This window comes from Virgibacillus sp. W0181 (assembly GCF_051846915.1).
In the GTDB taxonomy this organism is placed as follows: Bacteria; Bacillota; Bacilli; order Bacillales; family Amphibacillaceae; genus JBPYCR01.
On record NZ_JBPYCR010000040.1, the window covers coordinates 1 to 20,023 of the forward strand.

Genomic DNA, 20,023 nt, shown 5'->3' on the forward strand with positions numbered 1-20,023 from the left:
CACGGAAATCCTGTGCCCGCGCAACATGTGTATGCTTCGCGATGTCAATTCCAATAATTAAAGTTTTGTCTGTTAGTTGTAAGATCTTTTCGTTTTGTTTATAATTCATGATAGTCCTCCTTGGTTTATTTAAGGGTCCTTTTGCTAGCTAGCTGCGGACACCTCGTATCATACCAAGGGGACATTTTTTATTCAATCCTCATTTTGCTTCATTACAGGAATGCTTTCTTACCTCTTAAAAAAGGTTAACTACAACTACTGTACTAAAACATTCCAGTATTCGAAGTAATAAGGATAATACTTAATAACTAAAAAACCTTCTTTCTAAATGAAAAAAGGTTTCAATACGCATTTTTATTATAATATTAATTCATGATTTTACTTTGACGGATGCAGTTTGACATTGCTTGCAAATTCCATGAAAAGTTAAACGATGATCTTTTACTTGAAATTCCCAATCTTGTTCAACGATTTGCTCCACTTCACCTAGTAAATCTTCAATGATTTCATCAACAGCTCCACATTCAATGCATACAAGATGGTGGTGAAAATGTTCAACCCCTTCTTTACGAAGGTCATAACGAGATACACCATCTCCGAAGTTAATTTTATCAACTATTTTTAACTCGGATAATAACTCCAGTGTACGATAAACAGTAGCCAAACCAATTTCAGGTGCTTTTTCTTTAACGAGTAAAAAAACATTTTCTGCACTTAAATGATCTTCTTCTCTCTCCAACAATACCCTTAAGGTTGCTTCTCTTTGCGGGGTTAGCTTATAACTTTTTGCATGCAACTGTTTTTTTATTCGGTCAATTCGCTGTTCCATGTTAACTCCCCCCCTGCACTCTCTTATAATTATATGCTTCCATGGAACAGCTGTCAAAGAATAATCGTTATAAATTGTCTGTTAAAACAATTACTTTCTAATAATTAGTATTAGTAAAACGACTTAATAAATGACTTGATCGCTTCATTAGCAACAAATGCTTCCAGCAGAGAAGCGATAAACGCTCCTGCTAACAATAAAGCAAAAATAGTTGCATATGTTACGAAAGGCGCGGTGATTGATTGAGAGATTTTTCGACTAAACAATTTTGACAACAGTGTCAGGGAAAATATCATAGACAAACTTCCCGCTGTAATATATATAGGGATAATGAGTAAGTTTTGCGGTAGGATGGATATAGATGCGAGAAGTAATCCTTTAATTCCTAACTGATTTACAATAAAACCAACCGAAAAGCCAATCATTAATCCTTTAACAAATATTAGAATCCAAATTATCGGCAAACCTATTACTGATAAACCCAATACAAACAAGAGGAGCAAGTACTTTGCATGGTAAAAAAAACTCCCTGTTAATATCTCTTTATTTTCAATAATTCGGCCATCGATAATTTGTCCAAAAAAACGGTCTAAGTAAAAAATAAGGTCTTGTTTTTGAATAAAATTCATACTATTAACGATAATTGCGCCAAATATAATCCCTGTTAAAAATAATATAACCATAAAGATATAAATTGTTGCATGCTCTGTTATATGGTTTATTGCACGATTTCTATTTCTGTACATTGGAATCCTCCATTCATAGACGCTCTACTATAAAAACTATGAAGGATTCCTTGTAAAAATACCAAAAAGAAAAAGGTTATTTTTTTCGTTCATGCCGTTTAAGGTGCTAGTTTGCCATATTTGCCCCCTCCACCAGCTATAATCGTTTGTTTCCCCTCTCTCATCTCCACAATCGCATGTGCTAGTTTTTCAGGGACCACATTTTTTAAATGAGCTAGAGGAACATGATGAATCACATTCATTTCTGTTCCAAAATGATCTAGCAATTTTTGAAATGTTCTTGGGCCAAGCGTTGGAATATATTCCAAAGGAACCTGATGATAATATGGTGGGCGCTCCTCTTTTCGCTTGCATGGCGTTGCCAACTCCTGAATCCGGTCAAACACGCCTTTTATTATTTTGGTCGATGAGCATGACGGACATACTTCTGTTGTTAACGATACAGGTTGCAAACAATCATTGCAGACGGTTGTATAATATTTGCCCAGCATCGGATTCATTCCGTAGTTTGCTTTAACTTTTCGACCTTTGATACCTTGTAAAGCCCAGTAAAATTCCTTAAAAGAAGGTTTCTCCAACAGCATTTCTTGATATTCTCGTGCTATTTTATTTAAAGAATGAGCATCGGAATTAGATAAAAATGTATATCGATGTAATTCTTCTATTTGATCAGCCATCATCGTATTTGAACTCAAACCAAGCTCCACAGCATCGATTAAAGTAGGGTCGAGCACTTCGTTAAGTGAATGTTTGACTCCCTTCCCGTATAAGCTTTTAAAAGGAGTAAATATATGAGCAGGTATAAATAATCCTTCCAGCTCCTTAACTTTGTATTGAAGTTCCTTAGCAGTACCGTAATAACGCTGTGAGCTTAACGTTATATTTTTCTGTTTCGTTGCTAGCCACTTCGTGAACCTACCTATATGCTTAAGCGTAGGGAAATACGCCAGTACATGTATCGGCCCTTTACAACATTCATCGTATACTTCAATTTCACACCCTAATATTAGCGTTACTTGTTCAAAGCGAATGCCTCCTTCCGCCAACTCGTGTGCTTCACCACGATTGATTAATTCGATAATTTCCTGCTGAACGGTTGGTACGTGACTGTCAATTACTCCGATCAAATGAATTCCTTTTCGTCTGCTGGATTCTATTAAAATATTTGTTAACGTTAGACTTTTTGAAGCTGTTATTTTGACAGGGTTTAGTTGCATATCTCGCCCAATATGAATGTGCATATCTGCAAAGTGAGCGTTTAACATGATTGGTTCATCCTCGCTATTTCTAAATAAGTAAGTGCGTAAATCGTTTTAGCATCATAAATTCTTTTGTCTGACGTGGCTTTTTTAGCTTCTTCTAAACTCATTTCTACAATCTCAACAAACTCATCGTCATCACCTTGAACCGATTCCTTCAACGGATGAATATTGTTTGTCATATATATATGAATCAATTCATTAGCAAATCCGGGGGAAGTATAAAACGAAGTTACATATTGTAAATGGTCGGTTGTATATCCGGTTTCTTCTTCGAGTTCTCTTACGGCAGTAATCTCCGGTTCCTCTCCTTGTTCCAGTTTCCCGGCGGGTATTTCCAATAAAGATCTTTCCAGAGGCTTCCGATATTGTTCCACAAAAACAATATTTTGATCCGATGTGATAGGGATGATTGCTACTGCTCCCGGATGGTTTACCAGTTCACGATAGGAGGTTTTCCCGTTCGGCAGCATGACCTTATCAACGTGTACTTGAATGATTTTTCCATCATAGATTAATTGCCTTTCTATCGTTTTCTCCATGAATTTTTGCATTAACATCCTCCTCCTATTACTAGCTTACCCTATTATATTTTATCATACCCCATTCTTAATGGTTGTCATTAATAACTATCCTTTTTACAATAAGGCTAATTGATAGATGAAAGGGGATGTTTGAAAATGAAACGAAATCAAATAGGTAAATCCGATTTGTACATTTCAGAATTAACTCTCGGCTGCATGTCTCTGGGAACTGACCGGACCAAAGCCGGTAAAATAATTGACCAAGCGATCGATATGGGAATTAACCATTTGGACACAGCTGATTTATATGATTTTGGAGAGAATGAAAAAATTGTTGGTGATGCAATAAAAAATAAACGAAAAGAAATTATTTTAACGACTAAAACGGGCAATAATTTTAATCGTGAAACAAAAAACTGGTTTTGGGATCCATCTAAGAAACATATTATGTCCAGTGTAAAAGAAAGTTTGCGCAGATTAAAAACAGACTATATCGATTTGTATTTATTGCATGGTGGTACAATCGACGATCCTTTTGACGATACAATTGCAGCTTTTGAATCATTAAAACAGGAAGGAATTATTCGTGCATATGGTATTTCATCAATTCGGCCTAACGTTATTCAAACATATGTAGAAGAAGCCAATATAGATGCTGTTATGATGCAATACAACTTGTTTGATCGCAGACCCGAAGAGGAAATACTTGATTTGTTGAATGACAATAATATTAGTGTATTGGCTCGAGGCCCGCTCGCTAAAGGTATATTAACTAGTAAATCAACTTTCGAAAGGAAAGTAAAGAGTAGTTATTTAGATTATACATATGAGGAAATCAAGCATATGTATAATCAGCTTGGTGCATACAGTAAAGAAAATTCGTTGAGTGGACTTGCTTTCCAATACGTCTTGTACCATCCTGCGGTAACAAGTGCTGTCTTCGGAGCGAGTTCATCTGATCAATTAATTGAGAATGTACGTGTTGATCTTGCTGAAAAATTATCTCCGATCACATATGCCAAGCTACAAAAAATAACGAAACAAACAAACTATAAAAACCACCTAACGTAAATGTTAAAGAAAAGCGCAAGCGCCCTGCCTAGAAACGTAGCGACTGCGCCAGACGGGAGCTGGTGGTTCGATGTTGGGACTGTAGCTTCGCTTTCGTCCCACCGTAAAGATTTGCCACGCAAAGTGGCGGTTTTAATCGAACATTCCAACCCATCCTAGATAAAGGAATCATGCCCCTGCAAAAGGGGTATGCCAACGTTGCCCGCAAAGGGCGTATTTAGTTGGCCCTCCTTTACCTGTGCGAATCGATGATGACTTTCACCCAAGGGCATAAGGGCGACTAAGCCTCTGTCTAAGCCAATCGGCAAGTCTTCTTTATCGCAAGGCGCTGCAGGAAGTCGCCTAGTTTCTGGACGCTTAAGCTAGACAGCTATGCACAAAATTTATACTTTCTTTCTGACCTTATTTAAAAAATAAAGCTATCCTTTTTTAGGATAGCTCCCACTACTTAATACTTGACCTGCATAGGAAGGGCGAAAAATCTTGAATCAAAATTAATCTTTTTTCCTTCTGCCAAGAAAATCCGGATTAACATTTGTTAGTTCATCATCTGTCAGTTCCGCATCCCAATCCCCATCATCATCATCGTAATGGTGACCAGTCGGATTTACTCGGACATACACCTTCGTTTCACCTATTACTTTGATACCAAATTCTCTTTCAACTTCTACTTCAATTTTGCTTCCGTGTTTGTCAATTTCACATTCCAAGCAATTTGGTTGTTGAATTGCTTTAGCTATTACATCGTATTCATCGCTAATACAATGGTCATCCTTAATGGAGAGCGGAACATAGTCGCAATACGTCACTCTTTCGGTTACTACTTCTGTTTTTGTATTATCATTATACGAATACCAGATGTTTATATCGTAGCTACCATTAATTTCTACCGTATCTTCAGATTTTTTCTTGGCATTATATAGATGGTTAATGACCCAACAACCCAGGATGCTTGTTGGCCTATGTGATGGTGAAACATGATGGGTTGCTTTCGTAAACTTTCGCCCTTTTCCGCATACTGCTTTTGTTATGATTTCTCTATAATCTTTTTCAAGAAAAGTCATCGTGCGTATACCTCCTCTTTTGTCATAGTCATTTTATGCAAGACAAATACCTAAAGTGCATAATGATTTTTCAAACAGTTACAGAAAAAGAGTTTTTTAAAAAACATACCGCTACTGAATCGGATCCTCTTTAGTCGAAGCGAATGTACGTGCTATATGCACTTAATCTCGGACTTTTGCTCTATTTAATAAAGACAATAATAAAACCCAAGTACATTTATTTCTGTACTTGGGTTTACCTTAATGACTGCACGGTTTATTTGTTTTATTTTTTGAACCAGTTTCTCCGGCTAACAAATCCCCGCCGGTTGCTTCTATAACATGGTTGGTCACTTCTCGTGCGATTGTTCCTGATACGAGTTGCAATACATCGTTAACAACCGTTTGAATTTCTTTGAATTCTTGAACAACCGGAATCTCGTCGATTTCATTTTGCAGATCATCAATTTCTTTTTCCACTTTTTTAAGCGCTTCTGTTTTTTCGTAAGCTTGAAAGTTGACTGCTTGCTTCTGCAACGTCTTAATTCGGGAAATTAATTGCTGCACTTTTTTATTCTCATTTATTTTTGCCTCTACTTGTTTAAAGCGGTCAATTTCCTCTGTACTTGCCAACATTTCCGCTAAATTCTTTGCCTCATCCAATACTTGCTTACGTGTATATACTGCCATTGCTAATTCACCTCTACTGTATTTTCGACCATTAGACCATCAAGGGACCATGTTTTCGCGTCCGTAATTTTCACTTCAACAATCTCACCTATGATTGATTTTGGGCCTTTGAAATTGACAATTTTATTTTTTTCCGTATAGCCGGATAGCACGTCAGGATTTTTCTTACTTTCTCCTTCTACGAGTACTTTAACAACTTTATCTTCATACATTTTCATTGATTCGGCTGATTGTTTATTAACCAGTTCATTTAAACGATACAAGCGTTTCTTTTTCACATCCATCGGAACATTATCTTCCCTTGCGGCAGCTGGAGTTCCCTCCCGCGGAGAATAGATAAACGTATAAGCGGATTCAAACCCTACTTCTTCCATCAGCGTCATTGTTTCTTCAAACTGCTCATCGGTTTCGTTCGGAAAACCGACAATAATATCCGTTGTCAGCGTTACATTTGGTATCGCCTTTTTAATCTTGGATACCAGTTCTAAGTATGACTCGCGGGTATATTTTCGGTTCATGCGTCTTAACACTTCACTGCTTCCCGACTGCACTGGTAAGTGGATATGATCAAGCAAGTTGCCGCCTTGTGCAAGCACTTCTATTAAATGATCATCAAAGTCCCTTGGATGCGAAGTAGTAAAACGAATTCTCGGGATATCTATTTTATGAAGGTCGTTCATTAAATCTCCAAAACGATAAGAAATATCTTCAAAGTCTTTTCCATATGCATTAACATTTTGACCAAGTACCGTTACTTCTTTGTATCCTTGAGCTGCCAAATGTCGCACTTCTTGAACGATATCTTCCGGGCGGCGGCTTCGTTCTTTACCACGTGTCATAGGTACGATACAGTACGTGCAAAATTTATCACAACCATACATAATATTTACCCATGCTTTAATTTTTCCATGGCGGACTTTAGGAAGATTTTCAATAATATCGCCTTCTTTTGACCACACTTCAACAACCTTTTCCTTGCTGAAAAAGGATTCTTTGATAAGGTGTGGTAGCCGATGAATATTATGCGTGCCAAAAATGAGATCCACGTGCTGATGTTTTTTCATAATTTTATTCACAACAGATTCCTGTTGAGACATGCAGCCACATACTCCAAGAATTAAATCGGGTTTTTCCAGTTTTAATGGTTTCAAGTGACCGATTTCCCCGAACACTTTATTTTCAGCATTTTCACGAATGGCACATGTATTTAGAAGGATAATATCAGCGTCGGTTGTTTCAGTTGTTGACTCATAACCCATCTCGGTTAAAATACCTGCCATGACCTCTGTATCATGTTCATTCATTTGACATCCATACGTTCGTATCAGAAATTTTTTCCCTTTTCCGATTTGCTGCATATCTTTTGGAATACCGAAATCATAATGTACTTCTATTTTCTCGCGATATCTTTTACGCGCTTTATTCATATTTGGTGGTTCATAAGTTGTCTGAAAGTATTGTGCAAAATCAGCACTCGTTTTTTCATGCAATGGTTTTCTCTTTTCAACGTTTTTATCATTTGGATCGCCTTGAACAATTTGTGCCATTTCTTTTCTTTGCTGTTCATTCATTTGGCGGAAGCTCCTTTCTTTATTCACTTTATATGGCTCTTATAGCATAGGTTGTCGAAATATTAATACACGATTAATATGTAGATAACAGCCTTTTATATAAACATAAATATAATTATTACTCGTATCATTAGTATAGTATAAAGGTTTTTAATCAATTAAACAACAGATGATCTTTATGCACAAATAGCACATTTGTATTTGTCATAAAATAGATATATTTGTTTATTAAAGGTTGGTCAACAAGTTCGTTAAAAATTGCTTTAATCTTCTGCGTTTTGCACTTTTTATCCTCTTTTTGAACACGAACTATTATATTTGCGTGGAAACAATAAAAAAGTGCTACGTATATACGTAACACCATTTATTATGATCTCAATTATCTTGGTTCTACGATTAACTTAATTGCCGTGCGCTCCTCGGTACCAATCATAATGTCCGTAAATGCAGGTATGCAAATTAAATCAACTCCGCTTGGGGCAACGAAGCCCCTTGCAATCGCGACTGCTTTTACCGACTGATTTAAAGCTCCGGCTCCGATCGCTTGCAACTCTGCTGTATTGTGTTCTCTTAATACATTGGCCAATGCTCCTGCTACTGAATTGGGATTTGATTTTGCTGAAACTTTTAAAATGTCCATTACTAGTGCCTCCTTCATTAGCTAATATAGAACTACTGCTACTATATTCTAAGAAATGGTACCTTATTACCTAATTATGCACGAACTATTTTAAAATTCAAATAATCATTTAGTTAAAAAATGGATGATCATCGTTAATCAAAATTCTTTTTATTTCAGTGGCTGATCCAGTTTTTTCATCCAATGTTATGATACATCCATTTAATTGTCTTTTCCCTTCCTTTGTCACCTCAAAACGAACTGGCAAATTGGTTAAAAATTGCTTCATTACTGATTGCCGATCCACTCCTAAAATTCCATCATACGGGCCAGTCATCCCTACATCTGTAATATATGCAGTTCCTTTGTCCAAAATGCGTTCATCCGCCGTTTGTGTATGTGTATGTGTTCCAACTACAGCACTTGCTCTTCCATCCACATACCAGGCGAAGGCCTGCTTTTCACTTGTTGCTTCTGCATGAAAATCGATAAAAATTAAATTCGTTCTTTTTTTAGCTATTTTAATCAATTCATCAATCTTACGAAAAGGATCATCCAGCGTCGAAAGGAATGTGCGTCCTTGCATGTTAATAACGGCAATCTCCAAATTGTTAACTGGTACAAAAACAAGTGATTGACCTGGTGTACCTTCTGGATAATTGGCAGGCCGTATTAAGTACTTTGCCTCTTCAATAAATTCAAATATTTCCTTTTTGGCCCATGTATGGTTCCCCATTGTAATAGCTTGAGCACCCCACTCAAGAAAATTTTTATATATTTTTTCGGTTATTCCTTTTCCTGAAGCTGCATTTTCTCCATTAATAATCGTTGCCGATGGACGGTATTTCTCTCTTAACTTTGGTAAATATTCTTTCACCATTTCCCGTCCGGGTGATCCGACAACATCACCAATAAACAATACTTTCATCTCTCATTCATCCTATCTAGTTTAATAATTACAGTGTTCCATACGGCAATCTGGATGTCAAAATAAAAAAATAAAGCAGTGATTGCTCACCGCTCTATTTTTTATTTTGCATATTCAACTGCTCGTGTTTCCCTTATCACTGTTACTTTGATATGACCAGGGTAGTTAAGCTCACTTTCAATACGCTTCCGTATATCTCTTGCGATGTGTACGGCTTCTACATCTTTGATCTCATCTGGCTTAACCATAATACGGATTTCTCTGCCTGCTTGAATGGCGAATGATTTTTCGACACCTGTAAATGACTCAGAAATCTCTTCCAGCTTCTCAAGCCGTTTAATATAGTTTTCCAAAGTCTCACTTCTCGCTCCAGGCCTAGCAGCAGATAACGAATCAGCTGCGGCAACTAAAACAGAAATGATCGACGTTGGTTCTTCATCACCATGATGTGATGCAATTGAATTAATTACAACTTCATGTTCCTTATATTTCATTGCTAATTCTTTACCAATTTCAACGTGACTTCCTTCTACTTCATGGTCAATCGCTTTTCCAATATCATGTAGTAGTCCTGCTCTTCTTGCAAGCATCTCATCTTCACCTAGTTCTGCAGCAAGCAATCCTGACAAATAGGCTACTTCAATAGAATGCTTTAATACATTTTGACCATAGCTTGTTCGATACTTCAAACGACCAAGTATTTTAATTAGATCCGGATGCAATCCATGTACGCCAATCTCAAAGGTAGCTTCCTCACCGATTTCACGTATATATTCATCCACTTCCCGTCTAGCTTTATCTACCATTTCTTCGATTCTTGCCGGATGTATTCTACCGTCTTGTACTAACTTTTCTAAAGCTAAGCGAGCAGTTTCTCTTCGGATTGGATCAAAACCCGATAAAATAACTGCCTCGGGCGTATCATCAATAATTAAATCTATACCCGTTAAAGTTTCCAACGTTCGTATATTACGACCTTCTCGACCAATTATGCGACCTTTCATCTCATCATTTGGCAAGTTTACAACCGATACCGTTGTTTCAGCTACGTGGTCTGCTGCGCAACGTTGTAATGCGAGGGAAAGGATGTTTTTAGCTTTTTTATCTGATTCCTCTTTCGCATTGTTTTCTGCTTCTTTGATCATAAGAGCAGTTTCATGCGTAACTTCCTTTTCAACCCGTTCCAACAATACCTTTTTTGCCTGGTCTGTTGTATATCCTGAAATGCGTTCAAGCTCCATTTGCTGCTTATTCCACATCGTTTCCACTTTGCTTTCCGTTTCTTCAATTTGTTGTTGTTTTTCTGTTAGTGTTTGTTCTCTATTCTCTAAAACGAGCTCACGCTTATCGAGTGTGACACTTTTTCTATCCAGATTTTCTTCTTTTTGCATCAGACGATCTTCTTGCCTCTGCAGTTCCAAACGGCGCTCACGTATGTCTTCTTCTGTCTGCTGACGAAGTGTATGATTTTCATCCTTCGCCTCAAGAAGTGCCTCTTTTTTGGAGGCATCTGCATTCCGATGTGCTTCTTCTACTATTTGTTTTGCTAAATCTTCCGCACTGGATATTTTAGCTTCTGCAATAGATTTACGAATCAGATAACCAACAACAATACCGACGATTAAGATTAAGGCAAGCAAAATGGAGATGACCAAGGGATTGTCCACAATTTTCACCTCCTATTGCTATAAAATTGTACAATTCATTATTGTCGGCATATACCATATTTAATAAATAAAACTGTATAATAGAAATATAAAATTATACAATTTAATTTTAAATGCACCAACAATCAATGTCAATGAATACCATTAAGTTTTCCATTTCGGGCTTGCAAAATTAAACAAATTCAAACAAAAGCCTCCTACCAGTTTATACTAGTAAAAGGCTTTTTAACCTACTTTGTTTTTGTAATGTTACTTTGACGCTTATTATTGCGTGTATCAATTTGGATATAAGAACTCAGTCTTTATACTTCTTTCTCTTCCAATCCGGATTGTTCTACAGCTTCCTCCGCCTCATCCAACTGATAATGATTTCGGATAGCAGTATGGATTTCAACTTTTATGTCTTCATTTTCTTTAAGGAATTGCTTCGCATTTTCCCGGCCTTGACCAAGTCTGTCTTCTTTATAGGAATACCACGAGCCGCTTTTTTCAACAATATCCAACTCGGCTCCAATATCGATAATTTCACCTTCTTTAGATATCCCTTCTCCATACATAATATCAACCATTGCCTGTTTGAAAGGTGGTGCTACTTTGTTTTTAACAACTTTAAGCCGTGTTTTATTTCCTACCATTTCGTTACCTTGTTTTAACGTTTCAGCACGACGTACTTCTAGGCGAACGGAAGAATAAAATTTCAATGCACGACCTCCGGGAGTAGTTTCCGGATTTCCAAACATAATACCGACTTTTTCACGAATCTGGTTAATAAAAATCGCTGTGGAGTTTGACTTATTAATTGCTCCGGATAATTTTCTTAATGCCTGAGACATTAATCGAGCCTGCAACCCAACATGTGCATCGCCCATTTCTCCTTCAATCTCGGCCTTCGGAACTAAAGCAGCGACCGAATCAACTACAATAATATCTACCGCTCCGCTCCGTACAAGAGCCTCAGCAATTTCCAGCGCTTGCTCACCTGTATCTGGCTGCGATAGTAGCAATTCCTCAATATCTACCCCAAGAGCCCTTGCATAAGTCGGGTCCAGCGCATGTTCTGCATCAATAAAAGCAGCCTGGCCACCACTTCGCTGGGCTTCAGCAATCGCATGTAATGCCACGGTTGTTTTTCCGGATGATTCCGGACCATAGATTTCGACTACTCGACCTTTTGGATAACCACCTATTCCCAATGCAACATCTAACGCGAGTGATCCACTCGAGATTGTAGCAAGTTTCTTTTGCGCCTGCTCTCCCAGTTTCATAATCGATCCTTTACCAAATTGCTTTTCTATATTCCTTAAAGCCATATCCAACGCTTGTTTTCTATCATTCAACGGGACTACCTCCTTTAATCAACTAATCATATCATACAATGTTTTTAGCGATTTGCCAACAGAAAAGCGAATAAATGTTCTAGTTTTTCCGGTTTTTTTCTTGGTAATTTTGAAAAACGGTCAAATATATCATTTAAAAATTAAAGTTTATAAGCAAATAGCTGGTTAATTTTACACTTTAATAAAATGATATAAAAGTTCAAATCCTTTTAACATGGCTCTTCTGCGTACAGTATTCCGGTCTCCCTCGAAAAGAAACTTCTCTACTTTCTGCTTCCCGCATGTACTGCTAATCCCAATAAAAACCGTACCAACAGGTTGGCCTTCCACGGCACCCGGACCGGCTACACCGGTAAAGCTGATTCCGATATCAGCGTCCAACACTTGACATACATTCGCAGCCATTTCGAGTGCACATGCGCTGCTCACCGTTCCCTCTGAATTAATTGTATTTGTGGAAACTTGCAGTACGTTTGTTTTCACGCTCGTATCGTAACATACGATAGCTCCCCGACATGCTGACGATGCCCCAGACGCTGATATCAACTTGTCAGCAAACATCCCGCCTGTTAAACTTTCTGCAACGCCAATATATTTATTTTGTTTGTTTAACATTGATAGAATAGTATCTTGAATACTATCGTGTTCCATACCATAAAAATATTCCCCAACTTTATCGAGCACGTTCTGCTTCGTTTCATTTAATAATGTTTCCGCTTGTTCACTTGAACTCGCCTTAGCAGTAAGTCTAATAACAACGCCATCGTTTTGGGCAAGCGGCGCAACGGTCGGATTATCTTGCGTCTGAATTAATGTTTGCAATTCATGTTCCAATTGAGACTCACCTATTCCCATAAAACGAAGAACTTTGGATTTAATAATCATCTGTTCGCCCATTAATTCGCTGATAAAAGGAAGGGCTGTATTAATTGTCATCTGCTTCATTTCCCTTGGTACACCCGGTAAAAATATCCACGTTTTACTTTCAAACGTCACAATCATCCCCGGAGCCATACCAACTGTGTTGGGAATTACTTTAGCTCCAACGAACACTCTTGCCTGTCTTCGGTTATTCAGAGTCATTTCCTTTTCCTGCCGATTATAAAAATCAATAATTTTATCCATTGAAGGTTTATGCTCCGTGATTTCCATGTGACTCAGTTGTTGAAACGCTTCACGTGTTAAATCATCCTGCGTTGGTCCCAATCCACCTGTAACAATAATAATATCGGAACGTTGATGTGCCTGGTTGAAAATCTGTTCCACACGCGACAAATTATCTCCTACAACCGTATGATAATATGTATTTACGCCATATGCGGCAAGCTGTTCCGATAACCACTGCGCATTTGTATTGCTAATTTGTCCAAGCAATAATTCTGTACCGACAGCAATAATTTCTGTGTTATATTGTTTCATTATTTCGAATCCCTCATTACGTGCCAATTTTTATAAAAATAGTCGAACCCTGAGATAACGGTAAATAAAAATGCTGCGTATAACATAATGACATCTAAAGGAAAGTTTATAAAAGAAAAAGGAAAATTATGCAAAAGCAACAATGCAATGGCTGTTATTTGTGAAACGGTTTTTATTTTTCCTAGTGGACTTGCTGCAAGCACAACGCCTTCCCCAGATGCTACCAATCGCAGCCCTGTTACTGCAAATTCCCTGCTGATGATCAAAATGACGATCCAAGCCGGCGCCAATCCCAGTTCTACCAATAATATAAAAGCGGCGGAAACGAGCAGTTTATCTGCAAGCGGATCGAGAAACTTCCCTATATTTGTAATCAAATGATATTTACGAGCATAATAGCCATCAAGCCAATCAGTACCTGCTGCGATAATAAATAATACAGCTGCCGCAAGATGAGTAATTGGCAATTCTCTTGATCCCATATCCCATATGCCCCATTCAAAAGGAACAGACAGAATGAGAATAAATATTGGAATTAAAAAAATGCGTGATAATGTAATTTTATTTGGTATGTTCATTGCTATTTTTTCCTCCGCTTGGTTAAAAGAATGAGCCCCCTATTTGGCAGGGGAATGTGCATCTTTTAGCAAATCTAATCTAATTGTACCCATATTTTTTGATGCACATATTTATTTGCGTCAACCGGATATTCCATCTCTATGTCATTCATGGAAATGGTAGCGTTCGATGCGTTTCCGACATTAAAATACACTTTTTCTTCTCCGGATACTTCCATTTCCACTGGAGATTCAGACGGTGTAAGCGTTCCGGAAAAATAACTTTCTCCACTTTCACCCTTCACATCTATATAAGAATCCCCTTCCGCTTTAATCACAATTTCAACCGTTTCACCAGCGTTGCTTAATTTCAATGTTGATTCCGGTGATTTGCCACTGCCTTCTTCAACAACCTGGAAGTCTGCATTCGTTGTATCTTCTTCTGCCTCAGGTGTTTCAGATTCATCCTCTTGCTGTTCGTTATCAGATGTGTTTTCTGTTCCCTCTTCCAATTTCGGGTCTTCTTCGACATTACGAATAATTTTATCCTCTTCTTGCTGGTCAACAGGTTCAGTTCCACCATCCTCTGCCGATTGTTGATATAGACTCCAAGCTACAAAAAAAATACCGATAACTAATACAATAACAATAACTGTCGGAATAAATGAAAACATGGATGAAGTCTTTGTTCCGCTTGTTTTCTGTGATCGTTGAATTCGTGTATAAGGAATGGAGTTATCTTCGTCGACTGGAGTTTTTTCAACAAAGTCTTCCAACAATTCTTGGGCATTGAGCCCTACAGCGTTTGCATATTCTTTTATAAATGCTTTCGCATAAAATTTTCCAGGGAGTACACTATAATTCCCTTCTTCAATTGCAATCAAATATCTTTTTTGAATTTTAGTCGTATCTTGTAAATGATCTAAAGAAACACCTTTTTCTTCTCGCGCCTCTTTAAGCCTCTCTCCTATTTCCATAAGTCAACACCATCCATTTTAAAAATCGAACATCGAAAAACCATTATCCTGACCAAATGCTGTTTCCTTTATTGGTTCATACGTGATTTCTTCATTTTCGTCACTACGCAGTTCAATAATGTAATCAAAGTCATCTATATTATATTCGGTTGCTTGCACAAAAATATCGGGGTGCTCTACAACTTTTATGGCTGGCAATTGCATTATTTCCCTAATTAGCTGCCAATGCTGGTCATTCGCTCGTTTTTTTGAGACGACGCCATCTATAATATAAATATTATCTTTACTGTACTCTCCTTGAATAAGCTCGTTTCTGACCGTTTGCTTTAGTAGTGTGCTTGACACGAATAACCACCGTTTATTCGCACAGACACTTGCCGCTACGATTGATTCTGTTTTCCCGACTCGCGGCATCCCACGCACCCCAATTAATTTATGGTCATCACTTTTATAAAGCTCTGCCATAAAGTCCACTAATATTCCCAACTCGGCACGCACAAAGCGAATAGTTTTATGATCTTCTTCATCTCTGTGAATATATTTTCCATGCCGAACTGCAAGCTTATCTCGTAATTTTGGCTTCCGCAATTTCGTTATTTTAACCGTATCCACTGTTTCCAGAATAGATCGTAAGCGCACGATGTTTTCATCATATTTAGACAATAATAACATTCCCCGCCTGGACTTTTCCACACCATTAATTGTAATAATATTAATGGAAAGCATTCCAAGTAAAGACGATATATCACCAAGTAAACCGGGACGATTATATTGAAGTTCATACTCAAAATACCATTCCGTTTTAGTCATGCATAAACTCCTCATTTATATATTCTGGCACTTTTCCTGAACAATACATTTATGCTTTATATTATATAATAGATGATTTATTCTTTACTTAAAAGGACTAAATGAAAATTAATTTACTTTTTAATTGGAGAATGGACAACAAAAAAAGATTGATTCAAAATTTCCTTTAAAATAATAAAAGAATGATGTCTCAAACACCACTTTTTCTTTTTTTAGATAAAAAGGAAGCTGTACTTTAAGTATACAGCTTCCACACCAAATAGGAAAATTAATTTGTATTGCCTTGATTTTTCACTAATTTGACCATCGTGCTTGCCAAGGCCTGTTGTTCATCTTCTGATGCCGCATTCCAAAGTTCTCTCAGCACTGCTTCTTCGTTATTTTTAGCATCTACGTGTTGAGCAAGATAATCTCCCACTTCGCTAGCTACATTTGTAATTGTTTGGTCGCTCATTCCTTGTTGCTTTGCCTGGTCAAGCTTATTTGCCAGAAAACCTTTCCATGTCTCAAAGTTATCCAAAACAGACACTTCACATACCTCCTTCCATAATGTCATGTATAGTATTTGATTTTCATTTATGTTTATACATGGAATGGATCAGAGTATTAGAAGTGCGTTTACCATCCACCGGAAACCCGGATAACTTCTCCTTGGATATAGGCAGCCTTATCACTCAATAAAAATAAGACGGTATAGGCAACTTCTTCAGCTAGACCCGGCCGATTTACCGGAATGGAGTCTATAATTACATCTCTATCCTTTTCTGTTAAATGTGCGTTCATCTTTGTGTCAATAAAACCCGGACTTATTCCATTTACTGAAATACCGCTTCGTGCAACTTCTTTTGCCAACGCCTTCACAAAGCTGTTTTGAGCACCTTTTACTGAGGAGTACATGACTTCATTACTCGCACCGTCTGATGCCCATATGGAGGTAATAAAAATAATCTTCCCGTAGCATTCCTGGATCATCGGGGGAAGCAAGTGTTTCGTAATGATCCAAGGTGCCTTTACATGTAACGTAAGCATATCATTCATTGCTTCTATCGAAGCATCTTGGAATAGTCCGAAATTGACTTTCCCACTAACAAAAACAATGGAATCGACTGGGAACACAATCTTTGTAACAAAGGCCTTTATGTCATTTTCCTGTGAAAGGTCAGCTTGCATGACAGCAATTATTTGTTCCTGGTCAATCCCATCCATTAATTGATCAATTGGCTGCCTGTTTTTATGATAATGCAATAATAACGTATAGCCTTCCGCTGCTAATTGTTTCGCAATCGCGATTCCAATATCTCCACTTGCCCCGATAATTAATACATTTTTCCCCAAAACATCACCCGCTTATTCCGCAGCAATAGTGCATACAGCCACTCGATCTTCGGCAATCCAGTTTTGGATGAATTCATTCGCCTCTTCCACTGTTAATGCTTGAACAGCAGGTATTAATTCAAAGAAATCCAGTCCAACCGAATAATAATGCGTATACTGATTCGCTATAAGCTCCAACGAATTCATCGATCGGAGCAATTCGCCGATTTTTTTCTTTTTCATTGTTTCAAATGTTTCAGCTGTAACGGTTTGTTCGTTGGTACTTAACAACAGTTGTTTTATTCGGTGTGCCAGTTGCTCCGGATCATTTGAATTACTGCTGATCATCGAATAACCAAAATTCTTCTCTAAACTTGTGCTGTATTCAAAGCTATCATCGATAAGCTTTTCTTCATATAGTTCCTGGTAAAACGGTCCGCCGACTGAAAAATAATAATCCATAGTCATGCTTTGTAACAAATCTCTATGCAAAAAATCTTCCTGTTTAAGCGTTTGAGCAGTCTCTTTAATACCTACCGTAACTTTTGGTATGGACACAGGCATTATTATTTTTGTTTCCTTTTGTGCTACAGTTTCTTGTTCTTTCGGATAATTACGTTTAATCTCTTCCAATTTTGAAAAATGCTTCTTGGACTGGTTCTGTTCTATAAGTTCCATCATAGATTTGGCATCAAAATTACCAGCAATAAACAACGTCATATTTTCTGGATGATAAAACGTATTGTAACACATGTATAAATCATCTTTCGTAATGGGTTGAATGGACTCCACTGTTCCGGGAATATCGCTTTTGACCGGGTGGTGTGCAAACATACTTTTAATTATACCCATGAAAGCCCGCCAATCTGGCTGATCATCATACATCGTAATCTCTTGTGCAATAATTCCTTTTTCTTTCTCAACGGACTTTTCAGAAAAATAAGGAGCTTGAACAAAATCGATTAATGTTTGTACATTTTGCTCAATATTAGCAGTAGCTGAAAACAAATAAGCTGTTTTTGTAAATGACGTATACGCATTTGGAGAAGCTCCCAGCTTACCAAAATCGGCAAATACATCCCTGTCTTCTTTTTCAAACAATTTATGTTCCAAAAAGTGAGCAATACCCTCCGGAACTGTTACTTCATTTTCTTGATTAATTGGAACGAACGTATTGTCAATGGATCCATAATCAGTTGAAAATAAACCATACGTTTTGGACATTTCTTGTTTTGGTAGCAACAACACGGTTAATCCATTATTTAATGTCCGTTTATACAACGTCTCATTTAGATTCTCATACGATTGTTTATTCAATTTTTTCACCGCTTTCGTTTGTTAGTAAATAAACGGTATCGAGTTCTATTTTATTTGCAACTTGAATAACCTCTTCCTTTGTCACTTGTTTGATGGATGCAATAAAATCATCCGGAGAAACCTTTTTATCTCCCAATACTTGCTGATACAGCATTTCAACAATTCCTTGAGGATGATCCAATGTTTCCAGCAGTTGATTTACGATTAAGCTCTTTGTTTCCTCTAGCTCTTCTTCTGTAAAATCGCCTGATTTCATCGCTTCCATTTGTAGCATGATAATGTCCTTTGCTTGTTCATAATCAGCTGGATCGATCCCACTGAACACAAGTAAAAGGCCTTTATGACTTTCCATTCTGGATGCAGCATAATAAGCCAAACTGTTTTTTTCACGAACATTCAAGAATAGTTTGGAACTTGGAAATCCACCAAAAATGCCATTAAAAACATGTAAAGCAAAATAATCGTTATCTTTATAGGTAGCATTCGTTCGATAGCCCATATGCAGTTTTGCTTGCTTGACACTTTGCTTTTCAACGACTGTTTTTATTTCAACGGTTCTTGTATTTTTCTCTTCTTCGAACGACATTGCCTTTGTTTCCTCTTTCTTAAACGAGGAAGTTAATTGATTTCGTAATTGGTCTTGTTCAAAGTCTCCCAATATGTAAATGTCGAGTTGATCTTCCGATAATAATTGCTCATAATAGGTGTACACATTTTCTGGCGTAAGGTTTGGAAGATCTTCCTCATATCCATGGACATGAATGGCATATGCCTCATGCTGGCACATTTCGTCAATCAGACGCATATTCGCATAAGCCATTTTATCATCAATAATTGCATTCATTTTTTGCTGCAAAGTTTCTTTTTCTCGTGCAAACGTTTTCGGGTAAAAACCATTATTTTCTGTTTTGGGATAATAAATGATTTCCTTTAATAAATCGATTGCTTTTCCAATGATGGATGATTCATCAGCAATATACTTTTGATTAGCTACTTCTAGCCGAAAGCTTATCATGTGACTATTGCCTTTTTTTGTACCGTCAATGGATAAAACTGCTCCGTACAAGTTATCCAACTTTACCTGCAGCTCTTTTTCCGTCGGATATTTCTGTGTACCTTGTTGAAGAATGTAAGGAAGTAGAGCGCGCATTGTAATTGTTTCTCGTTGCAGAGGTGCTCTGAATTTCGCAACAATATTAATCGTTTTAAACTTTTCACTCCGGATTAAGTGTAAATTTAACCCTTTATCGCTAACCGTTTCTTCAAATACTGCCTGCATAAACGTCCCTCCTGAGTCGTTGTCATTTGCTATATATAATGTAACATATTTAAAGTTGTTATACGC

General features: G+C 37.4%; 20 protein-coding genes. 1 reads left to right on the forward strand and 19 read right to left on the reverse strand.

The features are described 5' to 3' along the window. Positions 1–370 precede the first annotated feature (370 nt). The 4 genes from fur to ACLIBG_RS13380 form a co-directional block, all read right to left on the reverse strand. Positions 371–829, reverse strand: coding sequence for a ferric iron uptake transcriptional regulator (gene fur / locus ACLIBG_RS13365; RefSeq protein WP_439313266.1), 459 nt, complete (start codon positions 827–829; stop codon positions 371–373). A gap of 110 nt (positions 830–939) precedes the next feature. Next, positions 940–1,575 (reverse strand): stage II sporulation protein M, encoded by a 636-nt coding sequence (gene spoIIM, locus ACLIBG_RS13370; protein WP_439313267.1) that lies wholly within the window; start codon positions 1,573–1,575, stop codon positions 940–942. Between the two features lie 98 nt (positions 1,576–1,673). Beyond that, the gene (locus ACLIBG_RS13375; protein ID WP_439313268.1) at positions 1,674–2,840 is read right to left on the reverse strand and encodes an endonuclease Q family protein; all 1,167 of its coding nucleotides are present in this window, start codon (positions 2,838–2,840) and stop codon (positions 1,674–1,676) included. Next, positions 2,834–3,388 carry an NUDIX hydrolase gene (locus ACLIBG_RS13380; protein ID WP_439313269.1) on the reverse strand — a complete coding sequence of 185 codons (555 nt, stop codon included), beginning with the start codon at positions 3,386–3,388 and terminating at the stop codon, positions 2,834–2,836. The genes ACLIBG_RS13375 and ACLIBG_RS13380 overlap by 7 nt, the downstream gene beginning before the upstream one ends. A 126-nt stretch (positions 3,389–3,514) precedes the next feature. On the opposite strand from ACLIBG_RS13380, the gene ACLIBG_RS13385 reads away from it, so the two are divergent. Further along, on the forward strand, positions 3,515–4,429 hold the full coding sequence (locus tag ACLIBG_RS13385) for an aldo/keto reductase (protein WP_439313270.1): 915 nt from the start codon (positions 3,515–3,517) through the stop codon (positions 4,427–4,429). Between the two features lie 494 nt (positions 4,430–4,923). Here ACLIBG_RS13385 and ACLIBG_RS13390 read toward each other — a convergent pair whose 3' ends face one another. The 15 genes from ACLIBG_RS13390 to yfmF all read right to left on the reverse strand — a co-directional run bounded on the left by ACLIBG_RS13390 (position 4,924) and on the right by yfmF (position 19,957). Next, positions 4,924–5,493, reverse strand: coding sequence for an outer spore coat protein CotE (locus tag ACLIBG_RS13390; protein WP_439313271.1), 570 nt, complete (start codon positions 5,491–5,493; stop codon positions 4,924–4,926). 240 nt (positions 5,494–5,733) lie between these two features. Continuing rightward, a complete protein-coding gene (locus tag ACLIBG_RS13395) occupies positions 5,734–6,162 on the reverse strand; it encodes a RicAFT regulatory complex protein RicA family protein (RefSeq protein ID WP_439313272.1) in 429 nt (142 codons plus the stop codon). 2 nt (positions 6,163–6,164) lie between these two features. Then, the gene (gene miaB, locus ACLIBG_RS13400; RefSeq protein WP_439313273.1) at positions 6,165–7,733 is read right to left on the reverse strand and encodes a tRNA (N6-isopentenyl adenosine(37)-C2)-methylthiotransferase MiaB; all 1,569 of its coding nucleotides are present in this window, start codon (positions 7,731–7,733) and stop codon (positions 6,165–6,167) included. 379 nt (positions 7,734–8,112) lie between these two features. Continuing rightward, positions 8,113–8,373, reverse strand: coding sequence for a stage V sporulation protein S (locus ACLIBG_RS13405; RefSeq protein ID WP_439313274.1), 261 nt, complete (start codon positions 8,371–8,373; stop codon positions 8,113–8,115). A 109-nt stretch (positions 8,374–8,482) separates the two neighbouring features. Next, the gene (locus ACLIBG_RS13410) at positions 8,483–9,280 is read right to left on the reverse strand and encodes a TIGR00282 family metallophosphoesterase (RefSeq protein ID WP_439313275.1); all 798 of its coding nucleotides are present in this window, start codon (positions 9,278–9,280) and stop codon (positions 8,483–8,485) included. 101 nt (positions 9,281–9,381) lie between these two features. Beyond that, positions 9,382–10,947 carry a ribonuclease Y gene (gene rny / locus ACLIBG_RS13415; protein WP_439313276.1) on the reverse strand — a complete coding sequence of 522 codons (1,566 nt, stop codon included), beginning with the start codon at positions 10,945–10,947 and terminating at the stop codon, positions 9,382–9,384. Positions 10,948–11,249: 302 nt separating this feature from the next. Then, positions 11,250–12,284 carry a recombinase RecA gene (gene recA, locus ACLIBG_RS13420; protein ID WP_439313277.1) on the reverse strand — a complete coding sequence of 345 codons (1,035 nt, stop codon included), beginning with the start codon at positions 12,282–12,284 and terminating at the stop codon, positions 11,250–11,252. A 171-nt stretch (positions 12,285–12,455) separates the two neighbouring features. Beyond that, complete coding sequence (locus tag ACLIBG_RS13425) at positions 12,456–13,703, reverse strand: competence/damage-inducible protein A (RefSeq protein WP_439313278.1); 1,248 nt, start codon at positions 13,701–13,703, stop codon at positions 12,456–12,458. Beyond that, on the reverse strand, positions 13,703–14,281 hold the full coding sequence (gene pgsA, locus ACLIBG_RS13430; RefSeq protein WP_439313279.1) for a CDP-diacylglycerol--glycerol-3-phosphate 3-phosphatidyltransferase: 579 nt from the start codon (positions 14,279–14,281) through the stop codon (positions 13,703–13,705). Before pgsA ends, ACLIBG_RS13425 begins: the two co-directional genes overlap by 1 nt. Before the next feature lie 74 nt (positions 14,282–14,355). Then, positions 14,356–15,237, reverse strand: a complete 882-nt coding sequence (locus ACLIBG_RS13435) for a helix-turn-helix domain-containing protein (RefSeq protein ID WP_439313280.1) — start codon at positions 15,235–15,237, stop codon at positions 14,356–14,358. 18 nt (positions 15,238–15,255) lie between these two features. Then, the gene (locus ACLIBG_RS13440; RefSeq protein WP_439313281.1) at positions 15,256–16,047 is read right to left on the reverse strand and encodes a DUF3388 domain-containing protein; all 792 of its coding nucleotides are present in this window, start codon (positions 16,045–16,047) and stop codon (positions 15,256–15,258) included. Between the two features lie 268 nt (positions 16,048–16,315). Next, on the reverse strand, positions 16,316–16,576 hold the full coding sequence (locus ACLIBG_RS13445; protein ID WP_439313282.1) for a DUF3243 domain-containing protein: 261 nt from the start codon (positions 16,574–16,576) through the stop codon (positions 16,316–16,318). Positions 16,577–16,665: 89 nt separating this feature from the next. Continuing rightward, complete coding sequence (gene ymfI, locus ACLIBG_RS13450) at positions 16,666–17,382, reverse strand: elongation factor P 5-aminopentanone reductase (RefSeq protein ID WP_439313283.1); 717 nt, start codon at positions 17,380–17,382, stop codon at positions 16,666–16,668. Positions 17,383–17,394: 12 nt separating this feature from the next. Continuing rightward, positions 17,395–18,678: an EF-P 5-aminopentanol modification-associated protein YfmH gene (gene yfmH / locus ACLIBG_RS13455; protein ID WP_439313284.1), complete on the reverse strand. Its 1,284-nt coding sequence runs from the start codon at positions 18,676–18,678 to the stop codon at positions 17,395–17,397. Further along, positions 18,671–19,957 (reverse strand): EF-P 5-aminopentanol modification-associated protein YfmF, encoded by a 1,287-nt coding sequence (gene yfmF / locus ACLIBG_RS13460; RefSeq protein WP_439313285.1) that lies wholly within the window; start codon positions 19,955–19,957, stop codon positions 18,671–18,673. Before yfmF ends, yfmH begins: the two co-directional genes overlap by 8 nt. Between the last annotated feature and the right edge of the window lie 66 nt (positions 19,958–20,023).

Bases quoted from the DNA above. Each gene is read 5' to 3' on its own strand.
- fur (WP_439313266.1), bottom strand. From the start codon at position 829: ATGGAACAGCGAATTGACCGAATAAAAAAACAGTTGCATGCAAAAAGT.
- spoIIM (WP_439313267.1), bottom strand. From the start codon at position 1,575: ATGTACAGAAATAGAAATCGTGCAATAAACCATATAACAGAGCATGCA.
- ACLIBG_RS13375 (WP_439313268.1), bottom strand. From the start codon at position 2,840: ATGTTAAACGCTCACTTTGCAGATATGCACATTCATATTGGGCGAGAT.
- ACLIBG_RS13380 (WP_439313269.1), bottom strand. From the start codon at position 3,388: ATGCAAAAATTCATGGAGAAAACGATAGAAAGGCAATTAATCTATGAT.
- ACLIBG_RS13385 (WP_439313270.1), top strand. From the start codon at position 3,515: ATGAAACGAAATCAAATAGGTAAATCCGATTTGTACATTTCAGAATTA.
- ACLIBG_RS13390 (WP_439313271.1), bottom strand. From the start codon at position 5,493: ATGACTTTTCTTGAAAAAGATTATAGAGAAATCATAACAAAAGCAGTA.
- ACLIBG_RS13395 (WP_439313272.1), bottom strand. From the start codon at position 6,162: ATGGCAGTATATACACGTAAGCAAGTATTGGATGAGGCAAAGAATTTA.
- miaB (WP_439313273.1), bottom strand. From the start codon at position 7,733: ATGAATGAACAGCAAAGAAAAGAAATGGCACAAATTGTTCAAGGCGAT.
- ACLIBG_RS13405 (WP_439313274.1), bottom strand. From the start codon at position 8,373: ATGGACATTTTAAAAGTTTCAGCAAAATCAAATCCCAATTCAGTAGCA.
- ACLIBG_RS13410 (WP_439313275.1), bottom strand. From the start codon at position 9,280: ATGAAAGTATTGTTTATTGGTGATGTTGTCGGATCACCCGGACGGGAA.
- ACLIBG_RS13425 (WP_439313278.1), bottom strand. From the start codon at position 13,703: ATGAAACAATATAACACAGAAATTATTGCTGTCGGTACAGAATTATTG.
- pgsA (WP_439313279.1), bottom strand. From the start codon at position 14,281: ATGAACATACCAAATAAAATTACATTATCACGCATTTTTTTAATTCCA.
- ACLIBG_RS13435 (WP_439313280.1), bottom strand. From the start codon at position 15,237: ATGGAAATAGGAGAGAGGCTTAAAGAGGCGCGAGAAGAAAAAGGTGTT.
- ACLIBG_RS13440 (WP_439313281.1), bottom strand. From the start codon at position 16,047: ATGACTAAAACGGAATGGTATTTTGAGTATGAACTTCAATATAATCGT.
- yfmF (WP_439313285.1), bottom strand. From the start codon at position 19,957: ATGCAGGCAGTATTTGAAGAAACGGTTAGCGATAAAGGGTTAAATTTA.